This is a genomic window from Agrobacterium sp. H141 (genome assembly GCF_057158725.1).
The window spans coordinates 1,426,532-1,447,175 of the sequence record NZ_CM169893.1; the positions used below are offsets into that span (position 1 = coordinate 1,426,532).

The following is a 20,644-nucleotide window of genomic DNA, read 5'->3' on the forward strand; positions in this document are numbered from 1 at the left end:
GGATCTATCTTGTTCTGAGTCGCGTTGCCGGTAGGCCGAGTATTTTGATGATTTTACACAAAGACCGCGTCCGGCGGCGAAGAAGACTGGTTTTGAGGAGGCGTTTTTGACGCGGCACAGCAGCTTGCTCAAGCTCGCAAGTGAGAGAATTGGCGACCTGCCGCAGCCTGCCTATGTGAAGGACTGCGAGCTTCGCCATGTCGTGGTGAATGCCGCCTATGCCCGCTTCTTCGGCCTTTCGCCGGATGACTTCATTGGCAAGACCAGCTTCGAACTCTTCGGCCGCAGAGAAGACAAGGCGATTGAGGATATCGAGTGCAAGGCGCTCGTTTTCGGCGAAGAGCAGGAAGCCTTGAGTTTCGAGCCGGATGGGCCGGGACGCCGCGGCGTCATGATCGAGCGTTTCGTCGACGAGGATGAGAGCCTCTATCTGTTCGGAGAGTTTCTGGACGGGGAGGCGGATCTGCCGCCTGTGGCCGCTGCACCGGTACAGGCGAATGAGAACCTCCCCGTGGCCGATGGTCTCTTGAAGACGATTATAGAAGAGCTGCCGTCGCCGACATTCCTGCGCGATGCCGATCATAAGATGTTGATCGTCAACAAGGCCTATTGCGATCTCTTGGGTCTTCGCAAGATTGATCTGCTCGACAAGAGCGAGATTGAAACGATGGGTGAAGATGTCGGACAACATCTTTACGAGCTCAATCAAAGCGTTCTTGACGATGGCACGGCATTTGAAAACGAAGAAATATTCGGCACGCCAACGTCGCCCGTTCATGTGCTTACCAGCCGACGTCGCATTATCGGTGACGATGGCAAGCCTTATCTGCTCGGTTCTTTCACCAATATGTCAGAACTGAAAGCGCGCGAAACGCAGTTGAGTGAAGCTCAGCACGAGGTTGAGATATTGCGGGCGCAAGTCGAAAGCCTGTTGCGCGCCATGCCTGTCGGCATCCTACTCCTCGATCATGAATTCCGCATCGAATATGCCAATGAGGCCTTCACCCGGATGTGGGCAGTGCCTGATGCGTCCAAGCTGACGGGGCGTTCATATCTGGATATGATCGTGGGGAGCCATAAGCGTGGCATTTACGATCCCGAAGGCCCCAGCCCTGCTGAGATCTTTGCTGATCGCAAGGACAAGCTTAAAAACAAGCTTACCGCTTCCTGGCAATTCGAACGTCCGGATGGGACGTCGCTTTCCGTGCGTGGGAAGCCTCTGGAAACCGGGCAATATCTCCTCAGCTATATCGATGTCTCGGACTTGCGTGCGCATGAGCGAGAATCCGCGTTGTTTCGCGCGGCGATAGAGCAGATGCCGGTGCCGATGTTCGTCCGGGACGATGATCACCGCCTTGTCTTCGTCAATGCCGCCTATGAGACGTTGTTGGGCAAGACCCGCGACACACTTTACGGGACGCGCGAAAGCGATCTTTTTACCGACAAAGCAAAGCGTTTCGAGGACGAGAACAACGAGATCCTGACGACAGGAAAGAGTGTCCAGCGCGAACATGACTTTGAGACTGTCGACAAGCGCAAAATGTCAGCGATCACGCGGATCAACCGGATTACCCTGCCCAGCGGGCAACATTATATCGTCGGTTCGATCTCCGATGTGAGCGCGCTGGTTGCCCAGAAGAAGGAATTGATCCAAGCCCGGTCTGAGGCAGAACGGTTGAACGACTATCTGGAAGGCATCATGCGGACCATGCCGGTTGGCGTGATGATCCTGACAGAGGACCTCAACATCGAGTTCGCCAATGAGAAGGTTTACGAGATCTGGGATCTGTCGGTGGACCGTCCGCTGGAAGGCGTGAGTTTCCGCGACCTTTCCGAGGCGAATTACCACCGGGGCTGGACCTGGGCCCAAGACGAGACATTTGACAAGAATTTCGAGGATCGTGCGAAAGAGTTGAGCCAGCTCGAAGGCACGCTTCAGCGCGAGTTGTCCGGCGTCGACGGAAAGCTCGTGTCGATTACATCCAAGCGCATGCCGGACAACAAGATCCTGCTTGTCTATGCCAATATGACCGACCTGCGCGAGAGAGAAATCGAAATCGACAAGGCGCGCGCCGAGCTCGAACGTCTGGGTTATTTGTGGCAGGACGCCACACAAGTGATGTCTCAGGGACTTGCGATCATCCAGGACGGCGTGATCATCGAAAACAGCATCGCGCTGTCACGCATGCTCAATGCCCCGGCCTCCCTTCTGGATAAGGGAAATGCCTGGCGTCATTGCTTTGCTTTTTGCGCGCGGCGCGGCGATTTCGGAGCGGAAGCCTTGCCGCTTCTGAGGGAATGGCATGAGAGCATTCGCGCCAACGAAAACTTCTCGCTGACATTTCTGGCTGACGGAACGACCTGGGTGCAAGTGGAAGCAATCGTCAGCGGTCGCGGACACTGGATGTTGGTCTTCACCGACATGACAGAAGTGAAGGATCGCGAACTCGAGCTCAAGGCACTTCTGGCACGGGCCGAGATGGCGGACCGGGTGAAATCCGAGTTTCTGGCGAATATGAGCCATGAAATCCGCACACCGATGAATGGTGTGCTGGGCATGGCCGAGCTTTTGTCTAAATCGCAGCTTGAAACGCGACAGAAGACCTTTGTCGACATCATCGTCAAATCGGGCAATGCGCTTCTGACGATCATCAATGACATTCTGGATTTCTCCAAGATCGACGCCGGCCAGTTGAAACTGCGCAAGGCGACATTTGACCCCGTCGAAGCAATCGAGGATGTTGCCACGCTGCTGTCGGCATCGGCCTCCGAGAAGGATCTCGAACTGATCGTTCGCGCTGATCCAGCCATGCGTCACCTTTTGCAGGGCGACGCCGGGCGGTTCCGTCAGATCATCACCAATCTGCTTGGCAATGCCATCAAGTTCACCGAGACGGGGCATGTCCTGATCGAGGTATCCGGAGAGCCGCAGTCGAATGAGCAGATGATGCTGTCCGTGCGTATCGAAGACACCGGAATTGGTATCCCGGAGGTCATGCGGCAGTCGATCTTCGAGAAATTCTCACAGGTAGATACATCCTCCACGCGCCGCCATGAGGGAACCGGGCTGGGTTTGGCAATCACCGCCGGTCTCGTCGACCTGTTTGGTGGACATATGGAGGTCGAGAGCACGGTGGGAGCCGGATCAACCTTCTCGATCCATATTCCGCTCGCCATCTCGACCGACAGCAAGCCGCAAGAGGGCGTACCGTTGCTGGTCAAGGATGCCCGTGTCGTCGCGATCGACGACAATCCGATCAACCGGCAGATCCTGTCTGAACAATTGGCCAGCTGGGGGTTCGACGGCGTGGCCGTTGATGGCGGTCGGCAGGCTCTCACCCTTCTCGACGAAGCCGTGCGGCTCGGCCTGCATGTCGATGCCCTGGTGATCGACTATCATATGCCGGAGATGAATGGCGTTGAGCTCGCGCGGCGCATTCGTGCCGATCACCGCTTCGACGAGATTGCCATCATCTTCTTGACCTCCATGGACATGGTTGGTGACGACGATATTCTGGATGAACTCAATATTCAGGCGCACCTGATGAAGCCGGCGCGGGCCAGCATGCTGCGCAAGGCCATTATCGATGTGACGCGGGCGGCACGGCTGAAACGCGGTTTGAACGCTGCTCCATCTGCCGGGAACGCCCCGAACCTTCCCGTGGCAGCCAAGCCGACGCCGGAGCCGGCAAAACCTGAAAACACTGTCCCGCAGGGGGGCAGTGATCTCGATGTGCTGGTGGCAGAAGATAACGAGGTGAACCAGATCGTCTTCACGCAGATCCTTCAGGCGACCCCATTGAGCTTCAAGATTGTGCAGAACGGTGAGGAAGCAGTCGCTGCTTGGGAGCGCGACAATCCGCGCATGATCCTCATGGATGTCTCCATGCCTGTGATGAACGGACACGAGGCAACCCGTACCATTCGCGCCAAGGAAAACCTGAAGGGTGCCAGGCAGCATGTGCCGATCGTCGCTGTAACCGCGCATGCGCTCGACAGCGATCGCGACATGTGTCTGGCGGCGGGAATGGACGATTATCTCTCCAAACCGATCAGTCCCGAACTGCTGGAACAGAAGATTGCCGTCTGGCTGAAGGATTTCGCCGACGCGCGCGCATCGTCCAAAGGCGCTCAGGGCTGATCGCTGTGACGGTCAGCCCGCCGATCTTACCCCGCACAGCATTTCCCTTTTGCCGGCAAAGCCCTTGCGGCGCTCGAGATTGAAGCCGGCTGCGATCAGGTTGCGACGGACAAAACCGGCGGCGGCATAGGTGGCGAAACTGCCGTTTTCCGCGGTGCGGTCGTGGACGGCCTGCATCAGTTCAGGTGACCACATATCGGGGTTACGCGAGGGGGCAAAACCATCGAGATACCAGGCATCGAACAGGGCCTGCGCCGATCGGACATTGGGCAGGGCATTCCCGCACACCACCGTCAGGCGTGTGGCGTCGTCCAGCGTTATATCGATCACGTCTTTCGGAGTATCGGGCCAAAGTGCGGTCAGCGCCTGTCTTTCGGCATCCAGTTCCGGCCAATGCGCGAGGGCGCGGTCAATCGCGTCCCGGCTCATCGGATAGAGTTCGAAGGATGTGAAATGCAGGTGTCCGCCCGGCTTGCGTTCCAGCTTCCATTGCCGCCAGGTTTCGCAGGCGTTCAGACCGGTGCCGAAACCGAGCTCGCCGATGCGGAAATCGCCGGCCGAATGCCAGCGCTCCGGCAGGCCGTTGCCGGCCATGAAGACATGACCACATTCAAGCCTGCCATCGGTCTGGCAATAAAAGTGGTCGCCAAAGGCGGTTGAATAAGGCATATCGCCCTCGTGCCAGACGAGGGCATTGTCCTCATTTTTATCCGCTGGATCGAGATTTGTAACTGTCATGCCTGAAGCCGATATTCTGACCGGAGCCGGCGGTCAATCTTCCGTCGATCTTTTGATTGTCGGCGGCGGCATTATGGGACTTTGGGCTGCACTCAAGGCCGAGCGGCTGGGCATCAACACATTGCTCGTGGATGCCGGTGTTCTGGGGCAGGGTGCAAGCGGTGGCGTTCTGGGTGCGCTGATGGCGCATGCGCCGGAGCGATGGAACCCGAAAAAGCAATTCCAGTTCACCGCATTGATTGCGCTTGAAGAGGAAATCGATCGGCTGGAAGCCGAAAGCGGATTGAAGTCAGGCTATCGGCGTTGCGGGCGGATCATTCCGCTGCCCACGGCGCATCATCGTGTAACGGCGGAGCGGCAAGCGCTTGAGGCGAAGGTGAACTGGCTGGCAACAGGTCATGATTTTCGCTGGGAGGTCTTTGATAGGCCGATGATCGGCGGCTGGCCCTCTGCCGATGTGGCGGCACATGGGATCGTGCACGATACGCTTGCCGGCCGGGTGTCGCCACGGCAATTGCTCGCCGTTCTCATCACGCTGCTCAGGCGGGCCAAGCATGTGCGGATCGTTGAGAATTCCAGTGTCGCTGCGCTCCAGCCGAATGCCAGCAGTGCAAGCCTTTCCGATGGCGATACAGTTGTGTTCGGGCATTGCCTGATTGCGGCTGGGCATCAGTCCTTCCCATTGCTGCAAGGGCTTGGCGAACCGACGAAAAAGCCCCTGGGTATGCCGGTCAAGGGGCAGGCGGCCCTGATGAAGGCTGAGGGGTTGGAGGATCGGCCATTGATCTTTCGCGATGGTCTCTACGTCGTTCCGCACGATGATGGGATTGTTGCGATCGGCAGTACCAGTGAAAACAGTTTTTCCTCCGCAGACGATACCGATGCGCAACTGGAGACCTTGATTGCCGAGGCCCGCAGGATTGCTCCGGTTCTGACCGATGCGCCTGTGATCGCGCGCTGGGCCGGCTTGCGTCCCAAGGCGATTGGGCGCGATCCCATGATCGGCCCGCATCCGGCTCACTCCAATATTCTGGCGTTTACCGGCGGCTTCAAGGTGAGCTTCGGGGTGGCGCATCAGCTGGCAGATGCGGTCCTGGCCCTGGTCGGCGATCGCACTACCGATCTGCCTGCATCCTTCCTCTTTTCTGCGCATCTGGAATCGGCTTCGCGCTAAACGCGAGCCATCCCTCTGATTCTTCGTCAAATTGTCATGCAAATCACCTATCTGCATGAGCAATCGGTGATTAACGCCGATGTGACCCGAACGGACGAGGAATGCCATGCGCTACGCCATCTTCTTCACGCCTTCTTATGGCGATCCGTTGACACTGGCTGGCGCAAGCTGGCTGGGTCGCAGCGTCTATTCGGGCGAAGAGGTCGAGCATCCGGACAGTCTGGGTGTCTATCACCACGATATCGCCTTCCAGACAGCCTTGCCGCGCCGCTATGGATTTCATGCTGAACTGAAGGCGCCCTTTGCCTTGCATGCCGATACGAGCGAGCCGGCCTTGCTGCGTGAACTCATGCGGTTTGCCGGCACGGTCGAGCCCTTCGTCATTGAAAGCCTCGAGGTCATGCGGTTCAGCAATCACTTCGGTTTGGGTCTCAGGTTGCCCTGTGCCGAAATCGAGACTCTTGCGGCGACCGTGGTTCAGCATTTCCACGCTTATGCCGCGCCTCTTACGGAAGCTGAGATCGAGCGGCGCAATCCAGATCATCTGACGGCACCGCAATTTGCCAATCTGCATCGCTGGGGAAATCCTCATGTGATGGAGGAATACCGCTTCCAGATGCCGTTGACCGGCCCTGTGCAGGCGACGCATATGGCGCGGATCGACCGGGCGCTCCGGGATTACTTCGAGCCGCTGCTGCACCGGCCCGTGCCCTTTACCAATCTGGCGCTGTTTGTCGAGCGCGAGCCGGGTGCGCCTTTTATGGTGCATTCCCTGCATCCGATGGGACGAGTATCGGCGCGCAAGATCGCCTGATTGCACTCAAGCTGTTCCGCATTGCCTAAATGGCAGCGCACTGTTTCCGGTTTTGTATCTCGACATATGGAGTTGTCCTGCTTACCGTTTGCGTCATCACGAGCCAGGATGACCGTATGACAACCAAGACCTATCCCCGCAATCTCGTCGGCTATGGCCGCAATGCGCCCGATCCGAAATGGCCGGACGCGGCGCGGATCGCCGTTCAATTCGTCGTCAATTACGAAGAGGGTGGCGAGAGCAGCATCATGGATGGCGACAGGGCCTCGGAAAGCCTGTTGTCGGAGATCGTCGGCGCGCAGCCTTGGCCCGGCCAGCGCAATCTCAATATGGAATCGATCTACGAATATGGCTCGCGCGCCGGTTTCTGGCGCTTGTGGCGCATGTTTACAGAGCGACAGGTGCCGGTGACCGTTTATGGTGTAACGCTTGCCATGGCGCGCAATCCGGAAGCGGTGGCCGCAATGAAGGAGGCGGATTGGGAAATTGCCTCGCACGGCTATCGCTGGCTGGAATACAAGGACTATTCCGAAGAGGAAGAGAAAAAGCACATTCTTGAAGCCGTACGGCTGCACAAGGAGCTGACCGGATCCCATCCGCTCGGCATGTATCAGGGCAAGCCGTCCGACAACACGCTGAAGCTGGTGATGGAGGAGGGCGGCTTCGTCTATTCCTCCGACAGCTATGCCGATGATCTGCCGTATTGGGTACCGGACGCTGACGGCAAGCCGTTTCTCATCATTCCCTATACTCTGGAAACCAACGACATGCGGTTTGCAACGCCTCAAGGGTTCAATTCCGGTGACCAGTTCTTCACCTATCTCAAGGACGCGTTCGACGTTCTCTATGAGGAGGGCAAGAACGGCGCACCGAAGATGATGAGTGTCGGACTGCATTGCCGGCTCGTCGGTCGTCCCGGTCGGGCGGCAGCCCTTGCCCGTTTCATCGATTATGTCACCAGTCACGAGAAGGTCTGGGTGCCCAAGCGGATCGATATCGCCCGCCACTGGCATGAACACCACAAGCCGGCATGGTGAGCCTATGACCAGAGACGAGTTCATTTCCAGCTATGGCGGGGTTTTTGAGCATTCGCCCTTTATAGCTGAACGTGCCTGGGATGCCGGCACGATCGCGCTGCCCCTGACGGCTGCGGCAGTGCATTCCGCGCTTTGTGAGGAATTTCGAAGCGCGACACGTGACGCGCGATTGGGCGTGTTGTGCGCGCATCCGGATCTTGCCGGAAAGCTGGCTGTTTCGGGGGACTTGACCGAGGATAGCCGCAACGAGCAGGCCGGTGCCGGGCTCGACCGGCTGACAGAGGCCGAGTTCAGCCGCTTTACGCAACTCAACGAGCGCTACACGCGGGACTTCGGTTTTCCCTTTATTATTGCTGTAAAAGGCCTCGACAAAACCGATATTCTAGCCGCTTTTGAAGCGCGCATTGACAATAGCATCGAGGTGGAGTTTGCGACCGCCTGCGGGCAGGTTGAGAAAATCGCCCGACTGCGCCTCGAAGCCCTTCTTCCGGAGACCTGATATGCCCGAAATTTCCACAGTAGACATGCCCGGTTTTGCCGCCGGCGCCATTAATCTCGCCTCGGCGCGGCTGGGGGCCGTCGGGATTGCGTCCAGCGACGAGTTTTTTGCGCCGCTGTCACGCATGCTGGAAGATCGTCCGGCGGAATTCGATCCGGACCTCTATGACGACAACGGCAAATACATGGATGGCTGGGAAAGCCGGCGCAAGCGCGTGCCCGGGCACGACTGGGCCATTGTCAGGCTCGCCATGCCCGGTCGCATCTTCGGCTTCGATGTGGATACGCGGTTCTTCACGGGCAATTATCCGCCAGCCTGTTCCATCGAGGCTGCCTATATTGCCGATGGTGAGCCGGTTGACGACACGGTCTGGACCGAGCTGGTGAGCAAGCATGATCTGGGTCCGTCAGCGCAGCATTTCTTTGAAAATGTCGGTCAGGACAAGGTGTGGACGCATCTGCGGCTGAATATCTATCCTGATGGCGGTGTGGCACGTCTGCGGGTCTATGGTGCCGCCTATTTCGACTGGTCGAAGATCGGGGATCAGGACGAAATCGATCTCGCCTATATCTTCCATGGGTCCAAATCGCTGGCCTGGTCTGATGCCCATTACGGCCATCCGGACAAGATGCTGTCGACGGGGCGTGGCATCAATATGGGTGATGGTTGGGAAACCAAGCGTCGTCGCGGTCCGGGCCACGACTGGGCGATCATCCGGCTCGGGCATGCCGGGCACATATCCCGTGTGGTCGTGGATACGCATTTCTTCAAGGGGAATTACCCCGATAGCTGTGAATTGCTCGGGGCTTATCTCCCTGACGCTGGCGATGTGCTGAGCCAGGCCGACATTGCTGCTTCGGAACTCTGGATGCCGATATTGGGGCGCCAGAAGCTTGAGATGGACAAGGAACACACCTTCTCTGGCCAGGCACTTGCCGATATCGGCCCTGTCACGCATGTGCGTTTCGCCATGCATCCGGATGGCGGCGTCATGCGTCTGCGGCTGATCGGCACCAAGGCCTGATCAGTCGCCTGGCATGGGACGCGCTTACTGTTTGCGCGTCTCGTCTGCTTCGCGGATGGCGTCCTCGTGATACCAGCTGCCGCAGCCGCTCTCCATCACGTAAAGGCTTGCCATACGCTGTCTTTCACGCATTTCCCGCAGTTTCTGCGGATTTTTTACCGGGAACTCGTAGATCGTGGCCGATTCCCGAACAATGTTCGTTGTCATGCTCCTGCCTCTCGTTCTTCATCGACTCCTCGTTCGATGGTAATTGCCTAACATATTTCGCAATGGGACGCACACAAAAAGTGCAAAATGCCTAAAATATGGGCATGTACGCGGCAAAAAGTGACATGGTCGCAATTTCATCATGTCTGCCTCGCTCAATATTGTGGCAGGCGAAGCTTGCCCAAGCTTGAACGATGCTCTCATTGTAGGCCGCAAATCTTAATGAAAAGGCGGGTTGTCGGGTTCCACTGCCGGCGCGGATGTCGGATTTCACATTTTTTCTAATGTAGAGAGCAAAGTGGCACGCTATGTGCATGTAATGTGACGGCCTCCGGTTTTTACCGGAGATTCGACCCCTCTGGTGCGCCCATGAAAGGCGCCGGACTAAAGAGAGAGCACTATGACCAAATACAAGCTCGAGTATATCTGGCTCGATGGCTACAAGCCGGTACCAAACCTGCGTGGCAAAACGCAGGTCAAGGAGTTCGACACCTTCCCTTCCCTGGAAGAGCTTCCGCTTTGGGGCTTCGACGGTTCGTCGACCGAACAGGCCGAAGGCCGCAGCTCCGATTGCGTTTTGAAGCCCGTGGCGATCTACCCAGATCCGGACCGCAAGAACGGCGCTCTCGTGATGTGCGAAGTGATGATGCCGGATGGCGTTACCCCGCATCCGTCGAACAGCCGCGCGACCATCCTTGACGATGAAAACGCATGGTTCGGTTTTGAGCAGGAATACTTCTTCTACGAAAACGGTCGTCCGCTGGGCTTCCCAGAGCAGGGCTATCCGGCTCCGCAGGGTCCTTACTACACGGGCGTCGGCTACAAGAACGTCGGTTCGGTAGCACGCGAAATCGTTGAAGAGCATCTCGACCAGTGCCTCGAAGCCGGCATCAACCACGAAGGCATCAATGCTGAAGTGGCCAAGGGTCAGTGGGAATTCCAGATTTTCGGCAAGGGCTCCAAGAAGGCCGCCGACCAGATCTGGATGGCACGCTACCTGCTGCTTCGGATCTGCGAAAAGTATGGCATCGACATCGAATGGCACTGCAAGCCGCTCGGCGATACCGACTGGAACGGTTCGGGCATGCACTGCAACTTCTCGACCAAGTTCATGCGCGAAGTGGGCGGCAAGGACTATTTCGAAAAGCTCATGGCCCAGTTCGACAAGAACCTGGAAGACCACATCGCTGTTTACGGTCCGGACAACCATATGCGTCTGACCGGCAAGCACGAAACGGCTCCATGGAACAAGTTCTCCTACGGCGTTGCTGACCGTGGTGCGTCGATCCGCGTTCCGCACTCCTTCGTCAACAACGGCTACAAGGGCTACCTTGAAGACCGCCGTCCGAACTCGCAGGGCGACCCCTATGCCATCGCTTCGCAGGTTCTGAAGACGATTTCTGAAGTGGAAGAATCGGCAGCAGCAGCGGCCTGATTTCAGACCTGACTTCCAGGGGGAATGATCCCAAAAGGGACAGTAAACATAAAAGGCGTCGACTTCGGTCGGCGCCTTTTTCGTTATGGGCGGTTTGTTCGACGTCCGATATGGCTGCTTTACGGAGTGTGGCGGCGCACGGTAGAGTTCCGACGGTCGCAAAGACGAAATGACACAAGAGTATGATTTGCCAATGTCCAGCAGGTTAGGCAGCACGCGCGAGGAAAATGATCATGGCTGACATTCTGGCCATCAAGCCGCTGACTGCGGCAGCTTTTGCGCCGTTCGGCGATGTGATCGAGGCGGTGCCCTCGACGATGCGTCTTATCAATGGGGGAACGACCGAGCGCTTTCATGGGCTCGCTTCCGCAGAGGCTTCGGGTGAGGGCGCGGGGGTTGTGATCAATATCTTTCGCGGGCAGCCTCGTGCTTTCCCGTATGCGATTGACATGATGGAGCGGCACCCATTCGGGAGTCAGAGTTTTTCACCCCTTGCAGGGCGTCCCTTTCTTGTGGCCGTCGCAGAAGATGAGCGCGGGCGACCGGGCAAGCCGCGCGTCTTTCTCGCGCGCGATGGACAGGGCGTGAACTATCATCGCAATGTCTGGCATCATCCGCTCATGGCTCTTGGGGATGTGTGCGATTTTCTCGTTGTGGATCGCGACGGTCCGGGCAACAATCTCGAAGAGTTTTTCTACCTCAACCCATTTACCATCCAGGAGCCGCAGATATGACTGGACTGACAACGCATGTTCTCGACACGGCGCTCGGCAAGCCTGCGAAGTGCATGCGCATTCAGCTTGTGCGGATGAAGGGTGAAGAGGCCGAATTGATCCGAACGGTCTTTACCAATGACGATGGACGGGTCGATGGTGGGCCTATCCTGGCTGGCGATGAATTCATCCCCGGACAATATGAGCTGATTTTTCACGCGGGCGACTATCTGAAGGAAAGTGGCGCTGAGCTCACGGATCCGCCATTTCTCGATGTCATTCCGATCCGCTTCGGTATCTCCGACACCGACGCGCATTACCATGTGCCGCTGCTGATATCACCCTATGGCTATTCCACATATCGCGGCAGCTGACGATGCGTTTTGCAGTGATTGCTGACATTCACGGGAACGCGCTGGCGCTTGAGGCTGTGCTTGCCGACATAGCAGCCAAGGGCATCGGCGATATCGTCAATCTGGGCGATTGCTTTTCCGGGCCGCTGGAAGCTGACAAGGTGGCAGAAACGCTGTTGCTTCTCGACCTGCCAACGGTGCGGGGAAATCACGACCGCTACCTGATCGAGCAGGATTCGACCGAGATGGGGGCGTCCGACGCGATTGCCTTTTCTCAGCTTGATGACCGCGCGCTCGAATGGATCCGTGGCCTGCCGGTCGATATGGTCTGGCGCGATGACGTTTATTGCTGTCATGCACAACCAGAAAACGACAACAGTTACTGGCTGGAAACCGTCTCAGACGGTGGAAAATTTCATTTGAAGCCGTTGGCCGAGATCGAGGCGATTGCCAGGGATATTCCGCAGTCGCTGATCCTGTGCGGGCACAGCCACATCGCGCGATCAATGCGCCTTTCCGATGGGCGGCTGATCGTCAATCCGGGCAGCGTCGGCTGTCCTGCTTATGATGATGACCTGCCGATCCCGCACAAGGTGGAGGTCGGCCATCCACGCGCCTGCTATGTGATCTGCGAAAAGATCGAGGACCACTGGCATATTGCCTTCCAGCAGGTCGATTACGACCATATGGCCATGTCGGCCCTTGCCGCCGCCAATGGCCGGGCCGAATGGGCAAGTGCACTTGCCTATGGCGACCTACGTTAGGAACTTTCTTCAATGCGCATTGCGGCACTCGCCGATATTCATTCCAATCATCTGGCACTCCAAGCCGTGCTGGAGGATATCGCCGCTCAGAACGTCGATATCACCGTGAATCTGGGCGATGTGTTTTCAGGTCCCATCGACGCGGGCAAGACCGCGGCCTTGCTGGCACCGCTCAAGCTTCCCACGGTGCAGGGCAATCATGACCGGGCGCTGGTGGAAGAGGATCCGGAGGCATTGGGCGATTGGGAAAAGCCTGCCTATCCGCTGTTGCGTCACGAGGATCTGGAGTGGCTGCGGTTCCTGCCTCTCACGGAAGTGGTCGCCGATGAGGTGCTGCTCTGCCACGGCACACCGGAGAGCGACAGCCGGATGTGGCTCGACACGCTCACGCCCGAAGGCTATTTCCGCATGAGTGACCGTGCTCACATCGAAGATCAGGCTGTGGGCGTCGATTATCCCCTGATCCTGTGCGGGCATACCCATGTGCAGCGGGCAGTTTCAATTTCAGGTGGGCGCATGGTGGTCAATCCGGGTAGCGTGGGCTGTCACGGTTTTGCCTATCACAAGCCCTGGGAGCACCGGCTGGAGCAGGGCGCACCGGTTGCCTGCTATGCGATCCTGGAAAAGTCTTCGCGCGGCTGGCAGACGTCGTTTCGACAGGTTCGCTACGACCATATGGCCGCGGCGAAGCTGGCGAGGGAGCGGGGATTTGAGGGCTGGGCCGAGGTCCTGACCAGCGGTTGGGCGGGCTGAAATCAGGCCGCGAACGGGTTCTCAGCAATGATGCTGCCGTCGATCTGACCGATTTCCCGCTTGCCGCAGAGCGCCATGGTCACATCCATTTCCCTGCGGATGATCTCCAGCGCCTTTGTCACTCCCGGTTTGCCCATGGCGCCCAGGCCATAGAGGAAGGGGCGGCCGATGAAGGTGCCCTTCGCGCCCAAGGCAACGGCCTTCAGCACATCCTGGCCCGAGCGGATGCCGCCATCCAGGTGTACTTCAATGCGGTCTCCGACTGCGTCGACGATTCTGGGCAACATCGAGATCGTTGAGAGCGCGCCATCGAGCTGGCGGCCGCCATGGTTCGACACGACGATGGCATCGGCTCCGCTTTGTGCCGCCAGGACGGCATCTTCCGCGTCCAGGATGCCCTTGATGATGAGCTTGCCGCCCCAGCGTTCCTTGATCCATTCGACATCTTTCCACGACAGTTGCGGGTCGAACTGCTCGTTGGTCCAGACATTGAGGGATGACAGGTCGGTCACGTTCTTCACATGGCCATGAATATTGCGGAATGTGCGGCGCTCAGTCTGCAGCATGTGCCAGCACCAGCGCGGGCACATGGCCATTTGCATCAAATGCCTTGGCGTCAGCTTCGGCGGTGCGGAAAGACCATTGCGGATATCCTTGTGGCGCTGGCCAAGGATCTGCAAGTCAGCGGTCAACACCAGTGCCGAGCACTTTGCCGCCTTGGCCCGTTCGATCAGGTTGAGGACAAAATCGCGATCGCGCATCACGTAAAGCTGAAACCAGAAGGGCTTTGTGGTGACAGAGGCGACATCCTCGATCGAGCATATGCTCATGGTTGAGAGTGTGAAGGGCACGCCGAATTCTTCCGCAGCCTTCGCCGCCAGCATCTCACCATCGGCAAATTGCATGCCGGTCAGGCCGGTCGGCGCAAGTGCGACGGGCATGGATACATCCTGCCCGATCATGGTGGTGGCCAGCGACCGGTTGGTCATATCCACCAGCACGCGCTGGCGAAGCTTCACCTTGGCAAAATCGGATTCGTTGGCGCGGTAGGTGCTTTCGGTATAGGAGCCGCTGTCGGCGTAGTCGAAAAAGAGCTTAGGGACGCGGCGCTTGGCCATTTTCTTGAGGTCGGCAATTTCCAGCGGTGCGCCCATTCGACAAACCTTTCCACGTTTTCCCTGACCGGATAGCACGGGCAGGGAAAGTCTGTGAACAGGAATGGCGCGTTATCCGTCGTGTGCTGCGCATTTTCCTTCAGCCGGCGCGGTTCTGTCGCCATATTATGACAAGCTGGACCGACAGGCCGACCACGAGCGCAACAAAAAGAAGCGCCTGCACACCGATCAGCAGTGGTGCGTCAAGGCTGGTGACGAAGGGATGACCGTCCGGAACGCGACGCAGTGTCTCGCTGACCGCAGGTACCATCAAGAGGAAGACGGTCAGGCTTAGACAGATCGTTTCGATATAGCGTCGTGCACCACCGAGGACGGTCAGCCGACCGACGCCATAACCTGCCAACAGGAATACAAGAGTGGCAACACCGATCACATAACTGATCTGCTGGTGGGCCACGAGAAAGACGGTGAGGGCGCCGATCAGCATGCAAATGAAATAGATGGCGCCGGGACGGGTTTGCGGGGCGATACGACCGCGGGTTGCCAGCATGTATAGGGCGGCAGGTATGGCGGGCAGACTGGAAAGGGTGTGAACCCAGCCGAGGGGTGAGATTCCGAACATGGAGATTTCCTTTGACATGGTGTTGGAGGGCTAAATACATCTATCTACTAGTTGGTAGGCTCATTGGGTAAATTGCACGACGGAGCTGGGATGCTCAAGAACCGAGGCGTTGCAAGGCCGGCTGGATGATGGACGCGAATGTTGCGGGATCTCCATAGGCACGTGCCGACAACATGGCGCCATGGACGCTTGCCATAAAGCCGTCGGCTTCCGCGGCTGGTGGCGCTGACAGGTGGAACTCTCCCTGGTTGGCCCCCGTTGACAGGACCGCGGTCAACCAGGCGGACAAGGTTTGAAAATGCGTGCGAACCTCCAGCGCCACATCTTCGGGCAACATGGTCATTTGTCCGGCCAACAGGGCGCAGAGGCAGAACGATGCTGTGTCGTCGAGAATGCAGGTCTCCCAATAGCCGGCATAGGCGCGTAGCCTTGCTGCGGGTGAGGCGATGGCACTGTCGAGACCCGCAAGGCCGGCTTCTGCTTCCTGGCGGTAGCGATTGACGAGCGTCCGCACAAGGTCGGATTTCGCCGGAAAATGATGGTGGATACTGGCTTTGCGGATGCCGACAACGGCAGCGATGTCGGCATAGCTGAAACCGTTATAGCCGCCGGCGATGACCAGCGAGCGCGTGCAGTCCAGAATTTGATCGGCAGTGGTACGAAGATTGCTCATTCAGTTCGATTACCTACTAGTAGGTAGATTGTCAATCCCGGCTGTAGCATGTGGTGCCGATACGCTTAAGGACAGTATGCATTCTGCGATTGGACTCGACCGTTCATGGCCGCATGCCACTGCGATGGCCACATATTCGGCTGCGACCGGCGATCCAGCTTATGACGTGGGGATCGCCATAACGCCGAACCTGTGCCTGCCGACCGTCAGTGACATTACCAACGTGCAAAGCGCCATGTTGGCGGTGAGGTTCATCACATGGGCTTGCTTGCCGTTCCCGCTACATAGGTTTCGACCACAGCCCGGTCGTCGCCAAGGGTTTGCAGAAGAAAGAGCTCTTCTGCGAGTGTTGTCACGGTCTCCATGCGCAAGGCCATGGCTGGCGTCGAGGCTGCGTTGAGGACAACAAGATCCGCATCCGTTCCGGGTTCCAGTGTGCCGATGCGGTCTTGAAGGGAGAGTGCCTCGGCATTGCCCAGGCTCATCATGTGGAAGCTTTCCAGCGGGTTGAGCCGTTCGCCCAGCAACTGCTGGATCTTGTAGGCTTCATCCATTGTTTTGAGCATGGAATAGCTTGAACCACCGCCGACATCAGATGCGACAGCCATGCGGACCGGCTTTTCGCGGTTTTGAAACTTGCGCATCGGAAACAGGCCGGAGCCGAGGAACAGGTTGGATGTGGGGCAATGGACGGCGATGGCTCCGGCATCGCTCATGGCATCGGCTTCGCGATCGGACAGGTGGATGGCGTGACCGAAAAGCGCCTTTTCCCGCAAAAGGCCGTAGCGAGCATAGACGTCCGTATAGTCCTTAGCATCCGGATAAAGCTCGCAGGTATAGGTGATCTCGTCGAGATTTTCCGACAGATGGGTCTGAATGTGGAGATTGGGATATTCGCGCGCCAGCGTTGCGGCTGCTTCCATCTGTTCCGGCGTGGAGGTGATCGCAAACCGTGGGGTGATGGCCACGTGATTGCGGCCCTTGCCATGCCATTGTTCGATCACCGCCCGGGTTTCGTCGTAACCCATTTGCGGGGTGTCGAGCAGACCCTGGGGCGCGTTCCTGTCCATCATCACCTTGCCGGCAATCATGAAGGTGCCGCGCTTCAGGCTTTCGGCAAAGAAGGCGTCTGCGGAGGCCTTGTGCACCGAGCAATAGGCGGCGGCCGTGGTGGTGCCGTTGCGCAGCAGTTCGTCGAAGAAATGCGTGGCGATGCGGGCCGCATGGGCGCTTTCGACGAAGCGGCATTCCTCCGGGAAGGTATAGGTGTTCAGCCATTCCAGCAGGTTGGCTGCATAAGATGCAATGACCTGCATTTGCGGGAAATGGACGTGGGCGTCGATAAGGCCCGGCATGACCAGGTGCGGGCGGTGGTCTATTTCCGTGCAGTCTGCTGGCGCCCTGGTTTTGATGTCAGCAAAGGTGCCGCAGGCGGAGATCAGGCCATCTTCGATCAACAGTCCGCCATCGTCTTCATAGAAATAGGATGCGCTGTCATCGATGGACTGCGGTGCGCGCTTGAAGGACAAAAGTCGGGCGCGAATCAGAAGGGGTGTCATTGGATCTCTTTGTCTTCGGCGACAGCGCTTTCGAACCAGGCGGTCAACAATGCCCGCTCCTGCGGCGTCACCTCGGTAATGTTGCCGGGCGGCATAGCATGGCTGCGTCCAGCCTGGATATAGATCTCACGGGCATGGGCGGCGATCTCCGCATCTGTTTCGAGCATGACATTCTTGGGTGGGCGTATCACGCCTTCCCAGACGGGTTCTGCCGCATGGCACATGGAACAGCGCGACAGGACCACATCACGGGCCGCATCGAAGTGGATATTCTGGGCAAAGCGCTGGTTGACCGGTGCCACCGACAGTTCATCCTCGTGCGCTTCTTTCGGCACCGTGGACAACCAGGCGATGACGATGAAGATCAGGACGGTTGCAAGCCAGGTCCATGTAGGGCGGCCCTTGCGGGCATGGGTGGTGTTGAACCAGTGCCGGATGGTGACGCCCATGAGGAAGACGAGCGCTGCGATGATCCAGCTATAGGCGGTGGCGAAAGCCAGCGGATAATGGTTCGACAGCATGAAGAAGATGACCGGCAGCGTCAGGTAGTTGTTGTGAAGCGAGCGCTGCTTGGCGATGCGGCCATATTCGGGATCGGGCGTGCGACCGGCCTTGAGGTCTGCCACCACGATCTTCTGGTTGGGAATAATGATGAAGAAGACATTGGCCGACATGATGGTGGCCGTGAAGGCACCCAGATGCAGGAAGGCGGCGCGACCGGTGAAAATCTGCATATAGCCCCAGCCCATGGCGACCAAAACGCCATAGAGAATGACCATCAGGCCCCAGGTATTGCGGCCGACAGGCGATTTGCACAGCAGGTCATAGATAATCCAGCCGACGGCCAGGGACGCCATCGAAAGGCCTATGGCCTGCCATTGGCTGATATCCAGGACATGGCGGTCGATCAGGAAGAGATCTGCGCCGCCGTAATAGACGACCGCCAGCATGGCAAAGCCGGACATCCAGGTGAAATAGCTTTCCCATTTGAACCAGGTCAGGTGTTCCGGCATCGAGGCGGGCGCCACGAGATATTTCTGGACGTGATAGAAGCCGCCGCCATGGACCTGCCATTCCTCACCGGAAACACCTGCAGGCATGTGGTCTCGTTTGACGAGACCGAGGTCGAGCGCGATGAAATAGAAAGACGATCCGATCCAGGCAATGGCCGTGATGACGTGCAGCCAGCGGACCGCGAAGGCCAACCATTCCCAGGCAATGGCGTATTCGTACATGCAGTGTCCCTTTCTATTCCCCACCGTCCACATTGCAAAAACTGGGGGAGGAAGGGAAGGGCGAGATCAGCTGTGAGGGCGATTTATCGTGTTTTTTTGCAGTGCAATAAAATGTCCCCCATTTCATGCGATAGGACGTATATGACGAATATGTTACGATCATCCCGCAGTGCCGCCGGAGGAAGGTGGTTTGCGTAGCACCGGCGGCTGATCTCGAATGGAGAACAGCTCATGCGCATTATCCTCCCAAGCGTATTGTTTGCGTCCGCGTTTCCATTGAGTGTACTGGCCCATGATGCCGCTTCTGGCTGGCGGTATGAGGCCTATTGTTGCAACGGCAATAACCATACGGGGGATTGCCAGATGATCCCGTCCAGCAGTGTGAAGATTATCGGCGGCGGTTATCGTGTGCAGATCGAGGCCGGTGAACACAGACTTGTCACGCGCGAGCATATCTACCAGTTCCCCCAGACGACCGCGCGACGCTCGCAGGACAGCGAGTATCATTTATGCCTCTATCCGGATGAAAATACCCCGCGTTGTTTCTATGCGCCGGATATGGCCTTTTGAAAGATGCGTTCCGTCGGGCCTGATCATGGCGTCGGTATCGGCCAATCGACGCTTGCCGTCGCCATGATCCAGTCAAGAAACGCCTTGATCTTGGGTGTCCTTCCCCGATGTTCGGGATAGACGACCCAACAGTCGTTGCCGTCATTGCAGGAGAGGTCGAACGGCTGTACCAGGCGGCCGGCTGCAACTTCTTCCGCATAATAGGCAGGCGTCAGAATGGCGACGCCTTGTCCCGCCATGGCTGCGTTTGCCTCGTAGGATTGCACGCCGAGTTGGCTTCGGGGGTGCTTTTTCAGATCTGCATCCGGCACACCTGCCGCGTCGAACCATATGCGCCACCAGGGATCACCGGGATCGATGATCCGCAGTTTCAAGAGGTCGGACGGGTGCTCGATACCACCGATCGTCTCGGCCAGCTTCGGGCTGAGCATGGGCGTGAAGGCTCCACGCAGAAGCAGGTGGCTGGTGAGACCCGGCCATTCTCCCTTTCCGATGCGGATTGCGACGTCCGCCTCCACCCGCGAGAAATCGATGATGGACTGCGTCGTATCCAGACGAACGGCCAGATTTGCATGCTGCATCTGAAATGTGCCAATCCTGCGCGCCAGCCATTGCGATGTAATGGTCATGGGCGCGTTGATGGTGAGTGTGTCATTGGCGTCTTGCCGCAAGGATCCAACCGCCTCCGTCAATGTGGCAAACCCTTCCGTCACCTTGGGCGCCAGCTTTCGGCCTGCGTCGGTCAGGGTCACCTGACGTGGGCGGCGTAAGAACAGAGACTGGCCAAGGGTCTCTTCCAGCAGCTTGATCTGATAGCTCACCGCCGTCTGCGTGAGCCCCAATTCCTCGCCGGCCTTCGTAAAGCTTAAATGTCTTGCCGCCGCCTCAAACACGCGCAAGCCGTTGAGCGGAAAGTTTCTCGACATTTTCATGGATGAGTCCTCTTGATCCATGCAGATGATATACTCGTTGGAATATCCCTATGATTCAGCGCTATCTCATCCACGATAGATGAATTGCACAGTCCTATAGGGAAGGGAAGACGGTTATGATCATGTCATTGCCGAAGGCCGTGTTGCGCCTGCTCCAGCGCGCAGTTGCGGCTATTGCACACCGGTGCCTGTCGAAGCGTCCCGACATTTTGATGTCGGACGACCAGCGCAGGGATATAGGTCTTCTGGATGGCCGTCGGCGGCATAGCGCGGACGAGCGCCGCGG

General features: G+C 57.9%; 20 protein-coding genes. 12 read left to right on the forward strand and 8 right to left on the reverse strand.

Translation table 11 applies throughout. The annotated features are described in order from the left end of the window. Positions 1-106 precede the first annotated feature (106 nt). Entirely contained in the window at positions 107-4,141 is a 4,035-nt protein-coding gene (locus ACWPM9_RS06515; RefSeq protein WP_484757151.1) for a response regulator, read from the forward strand. Positions 4,142-4,153: 12 nt separating this feature from the next. On the opposite strand, the gene mnmC2 is transcribed toward ACWPM9_RS06515, so the two are convergent. Next, a complete protein-coding gene (gene mnmC2 / locus ACWPM9_RS06520) occupies positions 4,154-4,879 on the reverse strand; it encodes a tRNA (5-methylaminomethyl-2-thiouridine)(34)-methyltransferase MnmC2 (protein ID WP_484757152.1) in 726 nt (241 codons plus the stop codon). On the opposite strand from mnmC2, the gene ACWPM9_RS06525 reads away from it, so the two are divergent. The 5 genes from ACWPM9_RS06525 (at position 4,878) to alc (ending at position 9,427) form a co-directional block, all read left to right on the forward strand. Then, positions 4,878-6,053 (forward strand): NAD(P)/FAD-dependent oxidoreductase, encoded by a 1,176-nt coding sequence (locus ACWPM9_RS06525; RefSeq protein ID WP_484757153.1) that lies wholly within the window; start codon positions 4,878-4,880, stop codon positions 6,051-6,053. The two genes, mnmC2 and ACWPM9_RS06525, sit on opposite strands and share 2 nt — an antisense overlap. A gap of 106 nt (positions 6,054-6,159) precedes the next feature. Continuing rightward, a complete protein-coding gene (locus ACWPM9_RS06530; RefSeq protein WP_428187436.1) occupies positions 6,160-6,867 on the forward strand; it encodes a DUF1045 domain-containing protein in 708 nt (235 codons plus the stop codon). A 116-nt stretch (positions 6,868-6,983) separates the two neighbouring features. Beyond that, on the forward strand, positions 6,984-7,904 hold the full coding sequence (puuE, locus tag ACWPM9_RS06535) for an allantoinase PuuE (RefSeq protein WP_484757154.1): 921 nt from the start codon (positions 6,984-6,986) through the stop codon (positions 7,902-7,904). A 4-nt stretch (positions 7,905-7,908) separates the two neighbouring features. Next, a complete protein-coding gene (gene uraD / locus ACWPM9_RS06540) occupies positions 7,909-8,403 on the forward strand; it encodes a 2-oxo-4-hydroxy-4-carboxy-5-ureidoimidazoline decarboxylase (protein ID WP_484757155.1) in 495 nt (164 codons plus the stop codon). A gap of 1 nt (position 8,404) precedes the next feature. Continuing rightward, the gene (alc, locus tag ACWPM9_RS06545; protein WP_428187433.1) at positions 8,405-9,427 is read left to right on the forward strand and encodes an allantoicase; all 1,023 of its coding nucleotides are present in this window, start codon (positions 8,405-8,407) and stop codon (positions 9,425-9,427) included. A gap of 24 nt (positions 9,428-9,451) precedes the next feature. Here alc and ACWPM9_RS06550 read toward each other — a convergent pair whose 3' ends face one another. Continuing rightward, a complete protein-coding gene (locus tag ACWPM9_RS06550) occupies positions 9,452-9,634 on the reverse strand; it encodes a DUF2735 domain-containing protein (RefSeq protein WP_428187432.1) in 183 nt (60 codons plus the stop codon). Between the two features lie 400 nt (positions 9,635-10,034). Here ACWPM9_RS06550 and ACWPM9_RS06555 point away from each other — a divergent pair, with 400 nt between their 5' ends. The 5 genes from ACWPM9_RS06555 (at position 10,035) to ACWPM9_RS06575 (ending at position 13,652) form a co-directional block, all read left to right on the forward strand. Then, positions 10,035-11,069: a glutamine synthetase beta-grasp domain-containing protein gene (locus tag ACWPM9_RS06555; RefSeq protein ID WP_428187431.1), complete on the forward strand. Its 1,035-nt coding sequence runs from the start codon at positions 10,035-10,037 to the stop codon at positions 11,067-11,069. 233 nt (positions 11,070-11,302) lie between these two features. Further along, on the forward strand, positions 11,303-11,803 hold the full coding sequence (locus ACWPM9_RS06560; protein WP_484757156.1) for an ureidoglycolate lyase: 501 nt from the start codon (positions 11,303-11,305) through the stop codon (positions 11,801-11,803). After that, a complete protein-coding gene (gene uraH, locus ACWPM9_RS06565; RefSeq protein ID WP_428187429.1) occupies positions 11,800-12,156 on the forward strand; it encodes a hydroxyisourate hydrolase in 357 nt (118 codons plus the stop codon). The genes ACWPM9_RS06560 and uraH overlap by 4 nt, the downstream gene beginning before the upstream one ends. 2 nt (positions 12,157-12,158) lie before the next feature. Beyond that, on the forward strand, positions 12,159-12,899 hold the full coding sequence (locus tag ACWPM9_RS06570; protein ID WP_484757157.1) for a metallophosphoesterase family protein: 741 nt from the start codon (positions 12,159-12,161) through the stop codon (positions 12,897-12,899). A 12-nt stretch (positions 12,900-12,911) separates the two neighbouring features. Further along, the gene (locus ACWPM9_RS06575) at positions 12,912-13,652 is read left to right on the forward strand and encodes a metallophosphoesterase family protein (protein WP_484757158.1); all 741 of its coding nucleotides are present in this window, start codon (positions 12,912-12,914) and stop codon (positions 13,650-13,652) included. A 2-nt stretch (positions 13,653-13,654) separates the two neighbouring features. On the opposite strand, the gene ACWPM9_RS06580 is transcribed toward ACWPM9_RS06575, so the two are convergent. From ACWPM9_RS06580 to puuD, 5 genes are all read right to left on the reverse strand, one after another. Beyond that, positions 13,655-14,806, reverse strand: a complete 1,152-nt coding sequence (locus tag ACWPM9_RS06580; RefSeq protein ID WP_484757159.1) for an alpha-hydroxy acid oxidase — start codon at positions 14,804-14,806, stop codon at positions 13,655-13,657. A 100-nt stretch (positions 14,807-14,906) separates the two neighbouring features. Next, a complete protein-coding gene (locus tag ACWPM9_RS06585) occupies positions 14,907-15,389 on the reverse strand; it encodes a hypothetical protein (protein WP_484757160.1) in 483 nt (160 codons plus the stop codon). A 94-nt stretch (positions 15,390-15,483) separates the two neighbouring features. Then, a complete protein-coding gene (locus ACWPM9_RS06590) occupies positions 15,484-16,062 on the reverse strand; it encodes a TetR/AcrR family transcriptional regulator (protein ID WP_484757161.1) in 579 nt (192 codons plus the stop codon). 254 nt (positions 16,063-16,316) lie between these two features. Continuing rightward, positions 16,317-17,621, reverse strand: a complete 1,305-nt coding sequence (gene guaD, locus ACWPM9_RS06595; protein WP_484757162.1) for a guanine deaminase — start codon at positions 17,619-17,621, stop codon at positions 16,317-16,319. Further along, entirely contained in the window at positions 17,618-18,856 is a 1,239-nt protein-coding gene (gene puuD / locus ACWPM9_RS06600) for a urate hydroxylase PuuD (RefSeq protein WP_484757163.1), read from the reverse strand. The genes guaD and puuD overlap by 4 nt, the downstream gene beginning before the upstream one ends. A gap of 231 nt (positions 18,857-19,087) precedes the next feature. Between puuD and ACWPM9_RS06605 the strand changes: the two genes are divergently transcribed. Beyond that, the gene (locus ACWPM9_RS06605; protein WP_428187421.1) at positions 19,088-19,426 is read left to right on the forward strand and encodes a hypothetical protein; all 339 of its coding nucleotides are present in this window, start codon (positions 19,088-19,090) and stop codon (positions 19,424-19,426) included. A 23-nt stretch (positions 19,427-19,449) separates the two neighbouring features. On the opposite strand, the gene ACWPM9_RS06610 is transcribed toward ACWPM9_RS06605, so the two are convergent. After that, positions 19,450-20,358: a LysR substrate-binding domain-containing protein gene (locus ACWPM9_RS06610; RefSeq protein WP_484757164.1), complete on the reverse strand. Its 909-nt coding sequence runs from the start codon at positions 20,356-20,358 to the stop codon at positions 19,450-19,452. Between the last annotated feature and the right edge of the window lie 286 nt (positions 20,359-20,644).

Bases quoted from the DNA above. Each gene is read 5' to 3' on its own strand.
- uraD (WP_484757155.1), top strand. From the start codon at position 7,909: ATGACCAGAGACGAGTTCATTTCCAGCTATGGCGGGGTTTTTGAGCAT.
- ACWPM9_RS06610 (WP_484757164.1), bottom strand. From the start codon at position 20,358: ATGAAAATGTCGAGAAACTTTCCGCTCAACGGCTTGCGCGTGTTTGAG.
- ACWPM9_RS06550 (WP_428187432.1), bottom strand. From the start codon at position 9,634: ATGACAACGAACATTGTTCGGGAATCGGCCACGATCTACGAGTTCCCG.
- ACWPM9_RS06580 (WP_484757159.1), bottom strand. From the start codon at position 14,806: ATGGGCGCACCGCTGGAAATTGCCGACCTCAAGAAAATGGCCAAGCGC.
- puuD (WP_484757163.1), bottom strand. From the start codon at position 18,856: ATGTACGAATACGCCATTGCCTGGGAATGGTTGGCCTTCGCGGTCCGC.
- ACWPM9_RS06555 (WP_428187431.1), top strand. From the start codon at position 10,035: ATGACCAAATACAAGCTCGAGTATATCTGGCTCGATGGCTACAAGCCG.
- ACWPM9_RS06585 (WP_484757160.1), bottom strand. From the start codon at position 15,389: ATGTTCGGAATCTCACCCCTCGGCTGGGTTCACACCCTTTCCAGTCTG.
- alc (WP_428187433.1), top strand. From the start codon at position 8,405: ATGCCCGAAATTTCCACAGTAGACATGCCCGGTTTTGCCGCCGGCGCC.
- ACWPM9_RS06530 (WP_428187436.1), top strand. From the start codon at position 6,160: ATGCGCTACGCCATCTTCTTCACGCCTTCTTATGGCGATCCGTTGACA.
- ACWPM9_RS06605 (WP_428187421.1), top strand. From the start codon at position 19,088: ATGCGCATTATCCTCCCAAGCGTATTGTTTGCGTCCGCGTTTCCATTG.
- ACWPM9_RS06525 (WP_484757153.1), top strand. From the start codon at position 4,878: ATGCCTGAAGCCGATATTCTGACCGGAGCCGGCGGTCAATCTTCCGTC.
- ACWPM9_RS06590 (WP_484757161.1), bottom strand. From the start codon at position 16,062: ATGAGCAATCTTCGTACCACTGCCGATCAAATTCTGGACTGCACGCGC.
- uraH (WP_428187429.1), top strand. From the start codon at position 11,800: ATGACTGGACTGACAACGCATGTTCTCGACACGGCGCTCGGCAAGCCT.
- puuE (WP_484757154.1), top strand. From the start codon at position 6,984: ATGACAACCAAGACCTATCCCCGCAATCTCGTCGGCTATGGCCGCAAT.
- ACWPM9_RS06570 (WP_484757157.1), top strand. From the start codon at position 12,159: ATGCGTTTTGCAGTGATTGCTGACATTCACGGGAACGCGCTGGCGCTT.
- ACWPM9_RS06575 (WP_484757158.1), top strand. From the start codon at position 12,912: ATGCGCATTGCGGCACTCGCCGATATTCATTCCAATCATCTGGCACTC.
- guaD (WP_484757162.1), bottom strand. From the start codon at position 17,621: ATGACACCCCTTCTGATTCGCGCCCGACTTTTGTCCTTCAAGCGCGCA.
- mnmC2 (WP_484757152.1), bottom strand. From the start codon at position 4,879: ATGACAGTTACAAATCTCGATCCAGCGGATAAAAATGAGGACAATGCC.
- ACWPM9_RS06560 (WP_484757156.1), top strand. From the start codon at position 11,303: ATGGCTGACATTCTGGCCATCAAGCCGCTGACTGCGGCAGCTTTTGCG.